The organism is Hoeflea sp. (assembly GCF_984452065.1).
This window is the reverse complement of record NZ_CFHWAF010000036.1, coordinates 8,411-23,953: the sequence shown is the minus strand read 5'-3', so window position 1 is coordinate 23,953 and position 15,543 is coordinate 8,411. Positions and strand designations below refer to the sequence as shown.

Genomic DNA, 15,543 nt, shown 5'->3' with positions numbered 1-15,543 from the left:
AAGAAAACCAGGAGGCACCGGCCACGACGGTCGGACTTACTTGAACGCTTCGCCCGGATAGGCGCCCCAGATCTCGTCCTGCGACACCCAGCCCCGCGCATTGGCGACGGTTCCCCGACACCATTTGCCGTTGCATTCGGCGATCTTGATGACGACACCGGGCTCAAGCTTGGCGACCAGGACGCCGCTCCTTTGCGGTGCATCGCGCAACATGACAAACACGCCGGCCTGTCCGCGCTTCCAGGGTGCGGCAACGGCGGTCCGCTCGCCCGTCAACAGCGATTTGTGGATCCATCCCTCCGTGCCGTCGGGATCGCGCACACGGCGCCAATGATCGTATTCCTGGATGATTTCCATGGGAATGCCGGAGCGCGTATAGAGCCACTCGACCGCATAGTCGCGGCTCGGACCGATCCGCAGATTGACGCGCCGCGCCTTCAGGCTGACAAAGCGGGGAAGCGGCAGTCCGCTCGCGCCTTTCGCCGCGCTTTGGGCAAGGGCGGGCGGGCTGACCGCTGCAGCGGTCAAAGCCACAATGGTCGCAACGAGACCCAGGCACAGGATTCGGGTGACGGTTGCGGCATTCATTGCGACCTCCATCTGCATTGTTGACCGAAGCTCAATGCCATTTTTCAAACGGTCCGCACAATCGATAATTTTCATTCCTGCGCTTCACGAGACCGCTTTGTCTTCAGGCTTTCGTCTGGTAAAAAACATCACGTGTGGCCGGGCATTCCCCGGACTATCACACCATGGTTAAAGAGCTCTCAACAAGGAGCCGATTGAGGAAATGCCGAATAAAAAAAGACCCAAGGTCTTTATCACCCGCAAACTGCCCGAACCTGTGGAAACCCGCATGTGCGAGCTGTTCGATGTGGAGCTGAACATCAAGGACACGCCGCGTTCGCAGCATGAGCTCGTGGAGGCGATGAAGACGGCCGACGTCCTTGTCCCGACCGTCACCGATCAGATCAATGCGGCGATGATCGAACAGGCGGGCGAAAGCCTCAAGCTGATCGCCAATTTCGGCAACGGAACGGACAATATCGATGTCGATGCGGCCGCCGGAAAGGGCATTGCCGTCACCAACACACCCAACGTTCTGAGCGAAGACACGGCCGACATGACCATGGCCCTGATCCTTGCCGTCCCGAGGCGTCTGACCGAAGGCGCCAATGTGCTGACGGGCGAAGGGGAATGGAACGGCTGGTCGCCGACATGGATGCTCGGACACCGGATCTGGGGCAAGCGGCTGGGTATCGTCGGCATGGGCCGGATCGGAACGGCCGTCGCACGGCGCGCCCGGGCGTTCGGCCTGTCAATCCACTATCACAACCGCAACCGGGTGGATCCGGTGACCGAAGAGGATCTGGAGGCGACCTACTGGGAAAGCCTCGATCAGATGCTCGCCCGGGTCGATATCGTGTCGGTCAATTGCCCCTCGACGCCCGCGACCTTCCATCTCCTGTCCGCCCGGCGGCTCGATCTGCTGCGCCCGGAGGCCTTTATCGTCAATACGGCCCGCGGCGGCATTATCGACGAGGCCGCGCTGGTAAAGAACCTTCAGGAAGGCAAGATCGCGGGCGCCGGCCTCGACGTGTTCGAGCACGAGCCCGCCGTCAATCCGAAACTTGTCAGGCTCGCCGAACAGGGCCGGGTGGTCATCCTGCCGCATATGGGCTCTGCCACGCTGGAAGGGCGCATCGACATGGGCGAGAAGGTCATCATCAATATCCGCACCCTGTTCGACGGCCACAGGCCGCCCGACCGGGTCCTGCCCGGACAGCAATAACACCAGCCCTTTGCCGACTATGCCTTACGGGCGCGATTTGTAGGTGATCGTGTCGAAGCGCGCGGCGAGTGCATCGTAGAGCAGGAGGCGGCCGATCAGCGGCTCTCCGATGCCGGTGATCAGCTTGATGACCTCCATTGCCTGAAGCGTGCCGATGACGCCGGTGAGCGCGCCGATGACGCCGGCCTCGGCGCAGCTCGGCAGGAGACCCGGCGGCGGCGGTGACGGGAACAGATCGCGATAGGACGGGAAAGGCTTGCCCTGCTTGTTCTTTTCAAAGGGTGTGAGCACGGTTACCGATCCGTCAAACCGTCCGACAGCGGCCGTGACCAGCGGCTTTTGCAGCGCAGCGCACGTATCGGCCATCAGATATCTGGTGTCGAAATTGTCGGACCCGTCGGCGATGATGTCATAGCGCCGGATCATGTCGGCGGCATTCTCCGGATCGATCCTGACGCAATGCTGCTCAACACAGACATTCGGATTGATGCGCGCAATCGCGTCAGCGGCGCTTTTTGTTTTCTTTTCTCCGACGGCGCCTGTGTCATGCAGCACCTGACGCTGCAGGTTGGACAGCGAAACCGTGTCGTCGTCGACGACACCCAGCGTCCCGACACCGGCAGCGGCAAGATACTCCAGCACGGGAGACCCAAGACCGCCGGCTCCGATGACCAGAACACGGGCTCTTTTCAGCTTTTGCTGACCGGGACCGCCGATTTCGGCAAGCACGATGTGGCGGGCGTAGCGTTCAAGTTCAGCGGGCGTGAGATGCGTGTCGTTCATTGCTTTCTCAATAACAGAGAAAACCAAGGCCGGGTCAAGTTGCGGCGGGAGGGTTTCAACCGGCATCCTCCACCGCCCCGGCGCTGACCTGCAGATAATGCGCGCGCCCGTCAAGCGCCGCAAACATCGACCGGTCCGTGCCGGTCATGAAGGCCTGGCCGCCCAGCGCATCGACAAGATCGAACAGCGCCGCGCGCCGGCCTTCATCCAGATGGGCCGCAATCTCGTCAAGAAGCAGGACGGGCGGATGACCGCAGATCTCGGCTGTCAGCCTGGCATGGGCGAGCACAAGCGCGATGAGAAGCGCTTTCTGCTCCCCGGTCGAGCACCGCTCGGCCTCCATGTCCTTGTCGCGATGGCGCACAAGAAGATCGGAGCGATGCGGACCGGTCAGGGTTCTGCCGGCTGCCGCATCCCGTCCGCGGGCCTCGGCCAGATGGCTGACGAGCGCTTCCTCCTGGTCGTCGGCGGTGCCCGCGCCGATGTCGTCGAGGAAATCGGCAAGCGAGAGAGCCGCTTTCGGAAACGGACCATCCTGTTCCCGCTCCCCGATCAGCTTGCCGAGCATCGCCACCAGTTCATGGCGCGCATGGGCGATCGCCACGGCAAACTGAGCCATCTGCGCCTCGATGCCGCCGAGCCAGGACGGATCCATGCGCCCCTCGGACAGAAGGCGGTTGCGGCTGCGCATGGCGCGCTCATAGTCGAGCACCCGGCGTCCGTGGCCGGGATCGATCGCCAGCACCTGCCGATCGAGGAAGCGGCGGCGATCCGACGCGGAACCGGTGAACAATCCGTCCATCGCGGGCGTCAGCCACAGGATGCGCAGGTGATCGAGAAGCTCATCGTTACTGCGGGCCGCCGTTGCATTGATCTTGAGGCGGCGGCCCGAGCCGCCATTTTCGGCGTCCGATCCCGCCGACGTGCCGATGTCGACGCTTCCCTCCATCCCGTCCACCGTGGCGAATACGGTGAAGCCGCCGGTTGCGCCCTTGCGCACCATCTCGCCATATGGCACACGCCGCAGACCCCTGCCCGGCGACAGCAAAGACACCGCTTCCATGAGGTTTGTCTTGCCGGCCCCGTTTTCCCCGGTCAGCACGACATGCCGCCGGTCGAGACCGAGAACAAGCTCTGTGTAATTGCGGAAATCGTTCAGCTTCAGACGGGTGAGGCAGACGGCGTTCACATCGCGGCCCGTGTCACACACGCATGGGCATCAACACGTAAAGGGCGCTGTCTTCGGCAACATCGCGCACGAGTGTCGGCGATCCGGGGTCGGCGAACAGGAACACCGCTTCGGCGCCGCTGAACTGGGCGGTGATATCGAGAAGATATTTCGCGTTGAAGCCGATCTCGAGTTCCTCGTTCTTGTAGCCGACGGCCAGCTCCTCCGTGGCGCTGCCGGAATCGGGATTGTTGACCGTCAGCGTCAACAGGCTCTCGGCCAGGGCAAGCTTGACCGCGCGGCCGCGCTCGGAAGAGATGGTCGACACGCGGTCGACCGCCGCCGCGAAGGGCGCGCAGTCTATGGTGAGTTCCTTGTCGTTGCCCGACGGAATGACACGCTGATAGTCCGGGAAGGTTCCGTCGATCAGTTTCGAGGTCAGGAGGACGCCGCCGATGGTGAACCTGATCTTCGCCTCGGAGACCTCGACGGTGACGGCGACATCCGGATCGTCGACGAGTTTCTGCAATTCGCCGACGGTCTTGCGCGGCACGATGATGCCCGGCATTCCCTCCGAGCCGGACGGCGCGTCGACATCGGCCCGCGCCAAGCGGTGTCCGTCGGTGGCGACGGCGCGCAGTTTCAGCCCGCCCTGCTCCTCGATCGTATGCATGAAGATGCCGTTGAGATAATAGCGCGTTTCCTCGGTGGAAATGGCGAACTGGGTGCGGTCGATCAGCATTTTCAGATCGGTCGACTGGAGCCGGAACGTGTGGCTGAAATCCCCGGCCGTCAAATCCGGAAAATCGGCCTCCGGCAGACACTGCAGGGAGAATTTGGAGCGGCCCGACAGGACCGCCATGCTGGCGCCGTCGGCATCGACCGAGAGCATCACCTCGGCGCCGTCCGGAAGCTTGCGGACAATATCGTAAAGCAGATGCGCCGGCACCGTGGTGGAGCCGGCCTGCTCGACATTGGCGGCGGTTGCTTCCGTCACTTCCAGATCAAGATCGGTCGCCTTGAGGTCCAGCGTCGAGCCGTCGGCCTTGAGCAGGACGTTGGACAGGATCGGAATGGTATTTCGCCGCTCGACAACCCGGTGCACATGATTGAGTGATTTCAGCAGATTGGAACGCTCGATGGTTACACGCATGGTTCTTGACACCAAATCCTGTTGCTCTGATCCCGGCCAGCATCCGCCGCGACTGCGATGGACTGCCGGGCTATCGACATAGCTTTGTCCACGGCGATACCGGGACTTTCACTCCGGGACAAGCAAAATGACAGATTTGGCGTACATTGCGCAAGCGAATGGCATGCGCCTTTTACCGACAGCACCGGCTTTCTGGGGATAAAGTGAAGCCTGGAGCAAGTCTGGCCCGTCGCTTTTTGCAAAAGGAAAGGGCCCCGCGCCTGCAGGGCCAGCATTTCCTTGCCGGTCGCGCGCCGGCGGGCTACTCGCTGATCAGGCGCCGCAGAAGTTCAACCTCATGGGAGAGCTTCGTGTCCTGCTCCAAAAGACCTTCGATCTTTCTGACCGCATGCAGCACGGTCGTATGATCGCGCCCCCCGAAGCGCCGCCCGATTTCCGGAAAGGACCGCGGCGTCATGGTCTTCGACAGGAACATGGCGATCTGCCGCGGCTTGACGATCGTCCGGGTCCGCCGGTTGGAGATCATTTCCTGGCGCGAGACATTGTAATGCCTCGAGACGATGCGCTGGATATCCTCGATGCGGACCCGCTTCGGCTCGCCGGCATTGACCAGGTGCCCGAGCAGTTCGTCGACCCGGTCGATCGAAAGCGACGGCTCGAATGACCGGCGAAACAGGAGCTGGTTGAACGCGCCCTCGAGTTCCCTTCCGCTCGAGGTCACATGCCGGGCCACATGGGCGAGGATATCGGTCGGGATATCGAGCGAGCTGTCCTCCTGCTGGGCAGCCGCAAGGCGGCGTTTCAGGATCTCGAGACGCATTTCGTAATCGGGCGCCTCGATCTCGATGGCAACGCCGCCCTGCAATCGGGAGCGGACGCGCGCATCAAGCGACTCCAGCTCCCACGGTGCGCGGTCCGCCGCAACGACTACCTGACGGGCCGAATCCAATAGCATGTTGAGAAGATGACAGAATTCATGCTGGATCGATTTGCCCTGCAGAAACTGCATATCGTCGATGACCAGAAGGTCGATGTTGCGCAACGATTCCTTGAACGAAAGGGCATCGTTGTCGCGGATGGCGGTCGCGAAACGCCACATGAAATACTCGGCGGTCAGATAGACGACGCGCGGCTTGCGCTCGCTCTCATTGGCGGCAAGTGCGATGGCCTGGAGCAGGTGCGTCTTGCCGAGGCCGACATTGGAATGGATGAACAGGGGATTGAAACGCACGGCGCTGCTGCCGGCTTCGGCGATTGTCTTGGCCGCCGCCAGCGCGACCCGGTTCGAGGCACCTTCAACGAAGGTGTCGAAGGAGTAGCGGGCGTCAAGCGGCGAGCCGGACACCGAATTGCCTTCCGCCGGCCTCAGCTGCGTCTTCTTGGCCTTTGCCGCGGCGCGCGGCATGCAGGAAGCCTTGCCGGGCTGGGCGCCGGTGCCGGTCGACTGCTGCACGTCGGAAATTTCCGAAGACTGGATCAGGCGGTTGCCGCGCGTCGCGGAGCGCACAATGATCTCCACCCGGTCGATGTCGCCGTTCTCTTCGGAAAAGAGCTGTGTCAGAAGGTCCAGATAACGGTTGTTGATCCAGGATCTCAGAAATGTCGTGGGTACCGAAAGACGCACAATACTATTCGATATGGATTCCAGTTTGAGCCGGCCGAACCAGCTCGAAAATACGTCAGGACCGACCTGCGCCTTCAGCCGGGACTGAACCCGTCCGAAGAGTACGTCATTCGCCATGTTTGATTTCCCCGTCTCCGTCGGCGGATGGGCCTTGTTGCTGGCAGGAGGTGGTGCGGCATTCCTGGTTGCCCGCATATCCATGCGCACCTGTACTCCTGATAATCCTCGCATCCGGCCTTCTCCTGTGTCGTTTTTATTTGCCGGCCAAAACGGCCGAACTTGCTGTTTTACGAACAAACCCCAAACCCTACTGAGTACGACCCCTTTCTGTCTCCGTCAGAACTACCGCGACCGGCGGCGCAAGGTGCTACGGATCACCAAGCGCGCCCTACTCCCGGTCAGCACGCACTGAGATAAAGCACGCAAATGTCCCCTCGCCCGGACCAACAAACCCGAGCGACGACCGGGAAATTTAGATGGATCGTGCCGCTGAACGCGAACACTGCACTGAAGATGAAAACAACTGCGCCAGACAGGCGGCCTTCGGAATTCAAAACTTAACTGTTTGCGACCTCCATGCAGGCGCATTAAGGCAATGTTAACGACGCAAGGTCAAGGCACACTCAGCCAAGAATCCGGCGACCCGGGCCCGCGGACAGGATACGGCTCAAACCGCGCATCCTGTGCGCCTTGGCATAACGCATTTGGAATCAACGGCTTTTTTAAGAGGTGGCCTCAGCCGCGACGGCAAAAACAAAAAAACAAAAAAAATGACTTGACTCGCAAATCGGTCGAAGAGTTTTCCAGCGGTGCGAGGGAGAATTTTATTCCTCTTATAAGGTGCTGTTTTTGCTTATAAAAACTTGTTTTTGAGTTTGCCGGTTGCCGGCCATTATTACAGCCATATTACAATGATATGACGCCACGACAAAAGCCCGGCCGGAGGCCAGGCTCACCAGGATTCAGCTAAATGATTGCAATTAAGCGCTGATTGCCTTTACGCGACGCGCCAGACGCGAAACTTTGCGCGATGCGGTGTTGCGATGAACCACACCCTTGGTTGCCGCGCGCATCAACTCAGGCTGCGCCTTGCGCAGTGCTTCCGCCGCCGCATCCTTGTCGCCGGAAGCGATCGCTTCCTCAACCTTGCGGATGAAACCGCGCACCCTGGAGCGGCGGTTCTTGTTGACTTCAGTGCGCCGGGCGATCTTGCGGGTCGCCTTTTTCGCCGAAGCTGTGTTGGCCATCGAATTCTCTCTTTGCGGTCCTGCGTCGCTCCACGTCGGCTGGCCGGGCCCGGTGGCCCGCAACACAAACGACAGAAGCTGAAAAAATCGAGGTGGCCATGCGGGCCACCAAATCCGTGCGGGGCATATAGCCGGAAAGTCCGATGCCGTCAACGGTTCTTGAACTGCGCTTTGCGTTTCTCGGAGAATGCGGTCATGCCCTCCTTCTGGTCCTCCGTGGCGAAGAGCGAATGAAACAGGCGCCGTTCAAAAAGTATGCCCTCGGCCAGCGTGCTCTCAAAGGCGCGATCGACGCTTTCCTTGGCCATGCGAACCGAAGGCTGCGAGAATCCGGCGATGGTTTCCGCCGCCTTGATCGCCGTCTCGATCAGATCGGTGGCGGGGACGATACGGGCGACCAGACCGGCGCGCTCAGCCTCTTCGGCATCCATCATCCGGCCCGTCAGGCAAAGGTCCATGGCCTTGGCCTTGCCGACCGCGCGCGTCAGGCGCTGCGTGCCGCCCATGCCGGGAATGGTGCCAAGGGTGATTTCCGGCTGACCGAACTTCGCCGTATCGGCGGCAATGATGAAATCGCACATCATGGCAAGCTCGCAGCCGCCGCCCAGAGCGTAGCCGGCCACCGCGGCAATCATCGGCTTGCGGATGGTGGCGACGTCGTTCCAGCCGCCGATGAAATCGCCCATATAGGCGTCGACAAAATCGAGCGCCTGCATTTCCTTGATGTCCGCACCGGCGGCAAACGCCTTTTCGGAGCCGGTTATGACGATGGCGCCGATCCTCGCGTCCCGGTCGAACGCCTGCACCGCCTCGAGCAATTCAGCCATCAGCGCGGAATTGAGGGCATTGAGCGCCTTGGGACGATCCAGCGTGACAAGACCCACGGCGCCACGGGTTTCAACCTTGATGGTTTCATATGCCATATTCGATTTCCTTCCCATTTGGATATGAAGCGGCTGCTCAATGCTGGCAGGCCGGGCAATAAAATGTCGAGCGCCCGCTCTGGACGACGCGCCGAATATATCCCCCACAGCCGGGCCTGCTGCAAGCCTCGTCTTCCCGGTCATAGGTGCTGAAGCTGTGCTGGAAGTAACCGAGGGTTCCGTCCGCCTGACGATGATCGCGCAGCGACGAACCGCCGGCTTCGATCGCCGCGTCAATGACCGCGCGGACGGCGCGGGTCAGGTCCTCGAGCCGCGCAACGGGCGCTCCGGCGCGCGTGACCAGCGTACCGGCCGCGCGGCGCGGGGAAAGCCGCGCGCGCCACAGCGCCTCGCACACATATATATTGCCGAGGCCGGCAATGATCTTCTGATCGAGAAGCGCCGCCTTGAGCGGCGCCTTCTTGCCCGCGAAACGCCCGGCCAGATATTGCGCGCTCAGCGCATTGCCCGTCGGCTCGACGCCCAGATCGCGGATCAACGGATGCTCGTCGAGCACGTCTTCATGGCTCATCAGCATGAAACCGAAGCGTCGGGGATCATTGTAGACCACGCGGACCGCGCCCTCCGGACGTTCCAGTTCGAAAACCACATGGTCATGTTTTTCGTCCTTGCTGCGGTCGTGGTGAAAGCGGCCGGGCGCGTTCGCGCCTTCGATGCCGGCGACATGATAGGAGCCGGACATGCCAAGATGGGATATCAGCACGCTGTCGTCGTCGAAAGCGATGAGCATGTATTTGGCGCGACGGCGCAGCGACACAATGCGGCGGCCCTCGACACGCGCGGCGAAATTCTCCGGCAGCGCAAAGCGCAGATCGGCCCGGCGCTGCTCCAGACGGCGCACACGCGCGCCCTCCATGGCTGGCTGGAGACCGCGGCGCACCGTTTCGACTTCAGGCAGTTCTGGCATGTGGCCCCGTTGCGTTGGCTTTCGCGCGGACTTGACCTATAAGCGGCGCGACTTTGCCGCACCGGATCGCGCACCAGCCTGATAGCGCATCTTGACGCCTTAGGCTATTGTTCCCGCCGAATTGAACACCGGGGTTCCTGGAATGTCCGAAACACGCATGTCAGCCGCCGGCGGAATGGAAACATCCTACGGGTTTACCGATGTCGGCGAGGGCGAAAAACAGGGCCTCGTCGACACTGTCTTCCACGGCGTTGCGAGACGCTACGACATCATGAACGACGTGATGTCGCTGGGCATGCACCGGCTGTGGAAGGACGCCATGGTCAATGCACTCAACCCCCGGAAGGATGCGGGATACAGGGCGCTTGACGTCGCCGGGGGAACGGGCGACATCGCCTTCAGGATCCTCGAAGCGTCCGGCCGGCTGGCCGAGGTGACGGTGCTTGATATCAACGGCTCCATGCTGGACGTCGGACGGCGGCGGGCGGAAAAGAAAAAGCGCGCGGAGCGCCTGACCTTCATCGAGGCCAACGCCGAGGACCTGCCGTTCGAGGACAGCAGTTTCGATGCCTATACGATCGCGTTCGGCATCCGCAACGTTCCGCACATCGACAAGGCGCTTGCCGAGACGCACCGGGTGCTTCGGCGCGGCGGACGGTTCCTGTGCCTTGAATTCTCGAAGGTCGACATGCCGCTCATGGAAAAGCTCTATGATGCCTGGTCCTTCAACGCCATTCCGCAGTTCGGGCGGGCCATCACGGGCGACGGCGAACCCTACCGCTATCTGGTGGAATCGATCCGCAAGTTTCCCGACCAGCGCAATTTCGCCGCCATGATCGAGGCGGCGGGGCTGTCGCGGGTCAAATGGACCAATTATACCGGCGGCATCGCCGCACTGCATTCCGCCTGGAAGCTCTAGAGCATCAGGCAACATGACCAACGTCCTCGCCTATTTCAGATTGATGCGCGCCGGCTGGGTGATGGCCCGGGAGGGGGTCATCGCCTCCCTGCCCGCCGACGGGCTGCACGGACCGGCACGCGCCGCCCACGGCCTTGCCACCGCAGTCGCGCGCAGGCGCGCGCAGAGCACGGACCGTGCCGAGCGGCTGACGCGGGCGGTCGAACGGCTGGGGCCGTCCTATGTGAAGCTCGGGCAGTTTCTCGCCACGCGGCCGGACGTTGTCGGTCGCACGCTCGCCAACGATCTCTCGCTGCTGCAGGACCGGATGGACACGTTCCCCATGGAAGCGGCCAGGCAGCGCATCGTCGAATCGATCGGCCGTGACATCGACGATCTCTACACGCGGTTCGACGCGCCGATTGCGGCCGCCTCCATCGCACAGGTGCACCCGGCCGAAATCCGCGACGAAACCGGCACCCGCAAAGTGGCCGTCAAGGTGGTGCGGCCGGGGATCCGGCAACGCTTCTACCGGGATCTCGACGCTTTCTATCTGGTGGCGCGGCTGGCCGAGCGGCTGGTGCCGGCGACACGGCGGCTCAGACCCGTCGATGTCGCCCGAACGCTTGAGCAGACGACAAAGATCGAAATGGACTTCCGGCTCGAGGCGGCGGCCCTTTCGGAGCTGGCCGAGAACACGCGGGACGATCCGGGCTTCCGCGTGCCGGCCGTCGACTGGGAGCGCACGGGCCGCGACGTCGTCACGATGGAGTGGATCGACGGCATTAAGATCGCCGATCTCGATGCGCTGCGCGCGGCCGGTCACGATCTTGCCCGCACCGCGGAGGTCCTGATCCAGTCGTTTCTCCGACACACGCTGCGCGACGGCTTCTTCCACGCCGACATGCACCAGGGCAACCTCTTCGTCGACACGAGCGGAACCATCGTCGCGGTGGATATGGGGATCGTCGGCAGGCTCGGCAAAAAGGAACGCCGTTTCCTGGCGGAAATCCTCTACGGGTTCATCAAGCGGGACTACCGGCGCGTTGCCGAGGTGCATTTTGAAGCCGGCTATGTACCGGCCCATCATGATGTGGCGAGTTTTGCCCAGGCCATCCGGGCGATCGGCGAGCCGATCCACGGGCAATCGGCCGAGACCATCTCCATGGCCAAGCTCCTGACCCTGCTGTTTGAAGTGACGGAGCTTTTCGACATGCAGACCCGGCCGGAACTGATCATGCTTCAGAAAAACATGGTCATCGTCGAAGGCGTCGCGCGCCTGCTCGACGCGCATTTCAACATGTGGAAGGCATCGGAGCCGGTCGTCGGCGACTGGATTGCCCGCAATCTCGGTCCGGCCCGCGTCGTCACCGATGTCAAGGACGGGCTGCAGGCCGCAGCGCGGCTTGCCGAGCAGGCGCCCGTGCTTGCGGCACGGGCGGAGAGACTGTCCAAGGAAATGGACTTAATGGCTCATAACGGGTTTCGTTTCGATACCGAAACGGCTGAAACCATCGGCAAAGCCGAAGCGCGCCATTCACGATCCGGCCGGATCGCCCTTTGGGTGATTGCAGTGACAGTGATATACATCGCTTTTCATCTTTGATTTGCTATCATTGATAGCAAAATGCTAGACTTCCGGCCAGGGAGATCATCATGGCCAGCATCACCATCCGCAATCTTGACGACGCGACGAAACAGTCCCTGCGCGAGCGCGCCGCCCGCAACGGCCGCTCGATGGAGGAGGAAGTACGCCAACTGTTGCGCGGTGCGGCGGAACCGGCCCACAAGACAATCGCAGACAGTACACTGCCGGACGACCTGGCCGACAGTATATTAGCCGGCAAAAAGATACTGCTGATCATCACCGGCGGGATCGCGGCCTACAAATCGCTGGATCTCGTCAGACGCCTGCGCGAGCGCGGGGCTGCCGTGCGCCCGGTCATGACCAAAGGCGCCATGGAGTTCATTACGCCGCTGTCGGTCGGCGCGTTGTGCGCCGATCGGGTGTTCACCGATCTGTTCTCGCGCGAGGACGAGCAGGATGTCGGCCATATCCGCCTCGCGCGCGGCGCCGACCTGATCATCGTCGCTCCGGCCACGGCCGACTTCATCGCCAAGACGGCACACGGCCTGGCCGACGATCTGGCCTCCACCGTCGTTCTTGCGAGCGACCGCCCGGTGCTGTTCGCCCCCGCGATGAACTCCGTCATGTGGGCCGCGCCGGCACAGCAGCGCAACATGAAACAGGTGCGGGACGACGGCGCGCATGTGGTCGGCCCGGCATCCGGCGAAATGGCCGAAAGCGGCGAAGCCGGAAAGGGCCGCATGGCCGAACCTCTCGATATCGTCGCCGCCGCCACGCGCATTCTCGACGACCGTCCCAAGCCGCTGTCCGGCAAGACCGCGATTGTGACGTCGGGCCCGACGCATGAGCCGATCGATCCGGTGCGGTACATCGCCAACAGGTCGTCGGGCAAGCAGGGGCACGCCATCGCCGCGGCGCTCGCGGCGCTCGGCGCGCGGGTGACGCTGGTTTCCGGCCCCGTGACCATCGCCGATCCGGCCGGCGTTGCGACCGTGCATGTCGAAAGCGCCCGCGACATGCTGGGCGCGGTGGAGAGCCAACTGCCCGCCGACATCGCCGTCATGGTCGCGGCCGTCGCCGACTGGCGGACCGCCGGCGAGGCCGGAGAAAAAATCAAGAAAAAGCCCGGCCAACAACCGCCGGCGCTGGAACTGACCGAAAACCCGGACATCCTCAAGACCGTGGGCCACCACAAGCACCGCCCCTCGCTCGTTGTCGGCTTTGCGGCGGAAACGCAGAACCTGATCGACAACGCCCGCTCGAAGCTGGAGCGCAAGGGCGCCGATTTCATTGTCGCCAACGACGTCTCTCCCCCGATGGGCATCATGGGCGGCGAGCGGAACCGCGTGCGCATCGTCTCGGCGGACGGGGTTGAGGACTGGCCGGAAATGGACAAGCGAACCGTGGCGACACGTCTGGCCCGGATGATCGCCGAACGGTTTTAGATGGCGACGGCCCGAGGCGGCGCGGCGGGACGGAACGGCTCCACATTGACGCCGGTATCGTCCAGGCTCACGAAGCTGCTGCCCGGGATTTGCGACCAGCGGCCTGCCTCCTCGTCGAACGGCTCCGATACCATGCAGTAGCTGTCATGCTCCTGGCCGGCCATCCGGCCGCAATAGAGTGTCGGTGCGTGCCGGTCGGTCGCAAAGCGCACGCAATAAAGCGACGCGCCGTCGCTCAGCGCGGCCGTGAAGCGCACAAGAGGCCGCAGGCCGAGAGCATGCGCCTGCGCGATCACGAAGCCGATGGCCGCCTCCAACGCGCGTTTCGGCTCCTCCTCAAGGCCGAACTCCAGCGCCAGCAGAAACAGCAATTCGGAATCGGTCGAGCCCCGGCGCGCCGCATAAAGCCGGTCGTCCAGCCGCGCCTCGAGCCCCCGTTCGAGGCGGTCGAAATCTCCCAGTTGCCCGTTGTGCATGAAGGACCAGCGGCCGTGCACGAACGGATGGCAATTGTCGCGCGTCGTGCGGCCCGCCGTCGACGCCCGGACATGGGCAAGGAAAAGCGGTGAGGCGATCTGTCTCGACAGGGAACGCAGATTATCGTCCGACCAGGCCGGCAGGATATCCCGGTAATGGCCGGGCTCGTCCCACTCGCCATACCAGGCGATGCCGAAACCATCGCCATTGGTGGCGGTCTTGGCTTCCGTCGCGCATTGCGACTGATCGATGAGCGAATGCGCCGGAGACGTGACGAGGTCTTCAAGAAAACACCGCGCGCCCCGATAGGCGACCCAACGGCACATGATCAGGGCCTCAAATCACAATGGCGGAACTCGCCGTCCGGCGGCGATGCGGTAAATGCATATGCGCACATCGGGCGGCTAGCTGCCGCGGTTGTGCATGCGGTGATGCATCGTTCCGATCATGTTGCTGGCGGTCTTCTCGAACAGGAACGGAAGAAATGCATGAACGAAAGCGGCACAACCGGCGGCGAACAGGCGCAGCGAAAAACCGGCCGCAAAGCGCATGTGCTGAAAATAGGTCTCATCGACCGACTGCGGGTGGTCGGTAAACAGCCGCTTGAGCGGTTTGGCCATGGCGGTATCCCTTCGATATTTGTTGTTATCCGTTAAGAATAGCCTGATTTCGCGAGAAAACTTCCCAAAATACCTGGTATTCTCTCCATTCTTGGGATAATCGTCCCAATTATGCGAAAAATGGATGAATTTGATCTCAAGATTCTTGATGAACTGCAACAAGACGGCAATCTGTCCGTCGAATCGCTGGCCGAGAAGGTTCATCTGTCGCGCAATGCCTGCTGGCGACGGGTCAAGGCGCTTGAGGAAAACGGCGTGATCCGCGCGCGGGTCGCGCTGGTCGATCCCGAGCAGATCGGGTGCGGCCTTGCCGTCTTCATCTTCGTGAGGACAGCCAATCACGATCCGGACTGGCTGGAGCGGTTCCGCGCGGCAGTTGTCAGCCTGCCTGAAATCACCGGCGTGCACCGCACCAGCGGCGAGCTTGACTATGTGCTTCGGGCCCGCGTCGCGGACGTCAAATCCTATGACCGGCTTTACCAGCGCCTGATCGCAAAGGTGCCGCTCTCCGACGTCAGCGCCTCCTTCGTCATGGAGGACATCAAGGATACGACCGCCCTGCCGACCGCCGCGACGGTGTGAACGGACACCCGGTCCGCGTCTCCAGCGATTGAACGGTGCGTCCTCGCCGCCCGGCCTGTTTTGCCGCGCCAATGGCCTATATTGGGGCAGAAAAGGAGCCACGCGATGTCCATCCGCCCCGTCAAACAGATATCGACCGCAACGCCGACCATGGAAGGCGCCGGCGTCAAGCTGCACCGTGCCTTCGGTTTCGACGATCCGACGCTGGCCGATCCCTTCCTCCTGTTTGACGATTTCCGCAATGACAATCCCGAGGATTATCTTGCCGGCTTTCCCTGGCATCCGCATCGCGGCATCGAGACGATCACCTATGTC

Annotated in this window: 16 protein-coding genes; 6 read left to right on the top strand and 10 right to left on the bottom strand. The window is 62.3% G+C overall.

Annotation, left to right across the window (positions count from 1 at the left end):
• Window positions 1-36: 36 nt before the first annotated feature.
• A complete protein-coding gene (locus AC5E6N_RS09240) occupies window positions 37-588 on the bottom strand; it encodes an SH3 domain-containing protein (protein ID WP_491747547.1) in 552 nt (183 codons plus the stop codon).
• Window positions 589-790: 202 nt separating this feature from the next.
• Here AC5E6N_RS09240 and AC5E6N_RS09235 point away from each other — a divergent pair, with 202 nt between their 5' ends.
• On the top strand, window positions 791-1,792 hold the full coding sequence (locus AC5E6N_RS09235) for a 2-hydroxyacid dehydrogenase (RefSeq protein ID WP_491747546.1): 1,002 nt from the start codon (window positions 791-793) through the stop codon (window positions 1,790-1,792).
• Between the two features lie 24 nt (window positions 1,793-1,816).
• Here the strand turns inward: AC5E6N_RS09235 and AC5E6N_RS09230 are convergent, their stop codons facing one another.
• The 7 genes from AC5E6N_RS09230 to mutM form a co-directional block, all read right to left on the bottom strand.
• Window positions 1,817-2,575, bottom strand: a complete 759-nt coding sequence (locus AC5E6N_RS09230) for a molybdopterin-synthase adenylyltransferase MoeB (protein WP_491747545.1) — start codon at window positions 2,573-2,575, stop codon at window positions 1,817-1,819.
• A 55-nt stretch (window positions 2,576-2,630) separates the two neighbouring features.
• Complete coding sequence (gene recF / locus AC5E6N_RS09225; RefSeq protein WP_491747544.1) at window positions 2,631-3,785, bottom strand: DNA replication/repair protein RecF; 1,155 nt, start codon at window positions 3,783-3,785, stop codon at window positions 2,631-2,633.
• Window positions 3,778-4,896, bottom strand: a complete 1,119-nt coding sequence (dnaN, locus tag AC5E6N_RS09220; protein WP_491747543.1) for a DNA polymerase III subunit beta — start codon at window positions 4,894-4,896, stop codon at window positions 3,778-3,780. Before dnaN ends, recF begins: the two co-directional genes overlap by 8 nt.
• Window positions 4,897-5,197: 301 nt before the next feature.
• Window positions 5,198-6,637: a chromosomal replication initiator protein DnaA gene (dnaA, locus tag AC5E6N_RS09215; protein WP_491747542.1), complete on the bottom strand. Its 1,440-nt coding sequence runs from the start codon at window positions 6,635-6,637 to the stop codon at window positions 5,198-5,200.
• A gap of 863 nt (window positions 6,638-7,500) precedes the next feature.
• Entirely contained in the window at window positions 7,501-7,767 is a 267-nt protein-coding gene (rpsT, locus tag AC5E6N_RS09210; protein WP_491688177.1) for a 30S ribosomal protein S20, read from the bottom strand.
• 149 nt (window positions 7,768-7,916) lie between these two features.
• Window positions 7,917-8,690: an enoyl-CoA hydratase gene (locus AC5E6N_RS09205; RefSeq protein WP_491747541.1), complete on the bottom strand. Its 774-nt coding sequence runs from the start codon at window positions 8,688-8,690 to the stop codon at window positions 7,917-7,919.
• 37 nt (window positions 8,691-8,727) lie between these two features.
• Entirely contained in the window at window positions 8,728-9,618 is an 891-nt protein-coding gene (gene mutM / locus AC5E6N_RS09200) for a bifunctional DNA-formamidopyrimidine glycosylase/DNA-(apurinic or apyrimidinic site) lyase (RefSeq protein ID WP_491747540.1), read from the bottom strand.
• 142 nt (window positions 9,619-9,760) lie between these two features.
• Here mutM and ubiE point away from each other — a divergent pair, with 142 nt between their 5' ends.
• Genes ubiE through coaBC form a run of 3 tightly spaced genes read left to right on the top strand, consistent with a single transcriptional unit; the run spans window position 9,761 to window position 13,549 of the window.
• Window positions 9,761-10,537 carry a bifunctional demethylmenaquinone methyltransferase/2-methoxy-6-polyprenyl-1,4-benzoquinol methylase UbiE gene (ubiE, locus tag AC5E6N_RS09195; RefSeq protein WP_491747539.1) on the top strand — a complete coding sequence of 259 codons (777 nt, stop codon included), beginning with the start codon at window positions 9,761-9,763 and terminating at the stop codon, window positions 10,535-10,537.
• Between the two features lie 13 nt (window positions 10,538-10,550).
• Window positions 10,551-12,122, top strand: coding sequence for a 2-polyprenylphenol 6-hydroxylase (gene ubiB, locus AC5E6N_RS09190; protein WP_491747538.1), 1,572 nt, complete (start codon window positions 10,551-10,553; stop codon window positions 12,120-12,122).
• 50 nt (window positions 12,123-12,172) lie between these two features.
• On the top strand, window positions 12,173-13,549 hold the full coding sequence (coaBC, locus tag AC5E6N_RS09185; RefSeq protein WP_491747537.1) for a bifunctional phosphopantothenoylcysteine decarboxylase/phosphopantothenate--cysteine ligase CoaBC: 1,377 nt from the start codon (window positions 12,173-12,175) through the stop codon (window positions 13,547-13,549).
• On the opposite strand, the gene AC5E6N_RS09180 is transcribed toward coaBC, so the two are convergent.
• Window positions 13,546-14,352, bottom strand: coding sequence for a class II glutamine amidotransferase (locus AC5E6N_RS09180; RefSeq protein ID WP_491747536.1), 807 nt, complete (start codon window positions 14,350-14,352; stop codon window positions 13,546-13,548). The two genes, coaBC and AC5E6N_RS09180, sit on opposite strands and share 4 nt — an antisense overlap.
• Before the next feature lie 78 nt (window positions 14,353-14,430).
• On the bottom strand, window positions 14,431-14,646 hold the full coding sequence (locus tag AC5E6N_RS09175) for a DUF6356 family protein (protein WP_491747535.1): 216 nt from the start codon (window positions 14,644-14,646) through the stop codon (window positions 14,431-14,433).
• A 120-nt stretch (window positions 14,647-14,766) separates the two neighbouring features.
• On the opposite strand from AC5E6N_RS09175, the gene AC5E6N_RS09170 reads away from it, so the two are divergent.
• A complete protein-coding gene (locus tag AC5E6N_RS09170) occupies window positions 14,767-15,228 on the top strand; it encodes an Lrp/AsnC family transcriptional regulator (RefSeq protein ID WP_491747534.1) in 462 nt (153 codons plus the stop codon).
• 105 nt (window positions 15,229-15,333) lie between these two features.
• The coding region (locus AC5E6N_RS09165; RefSeq protein WP_491747533.1) for a pirin family protein at window positions 15,334-15,543 on the top strand (210 nt) is incomplete at its 3' end.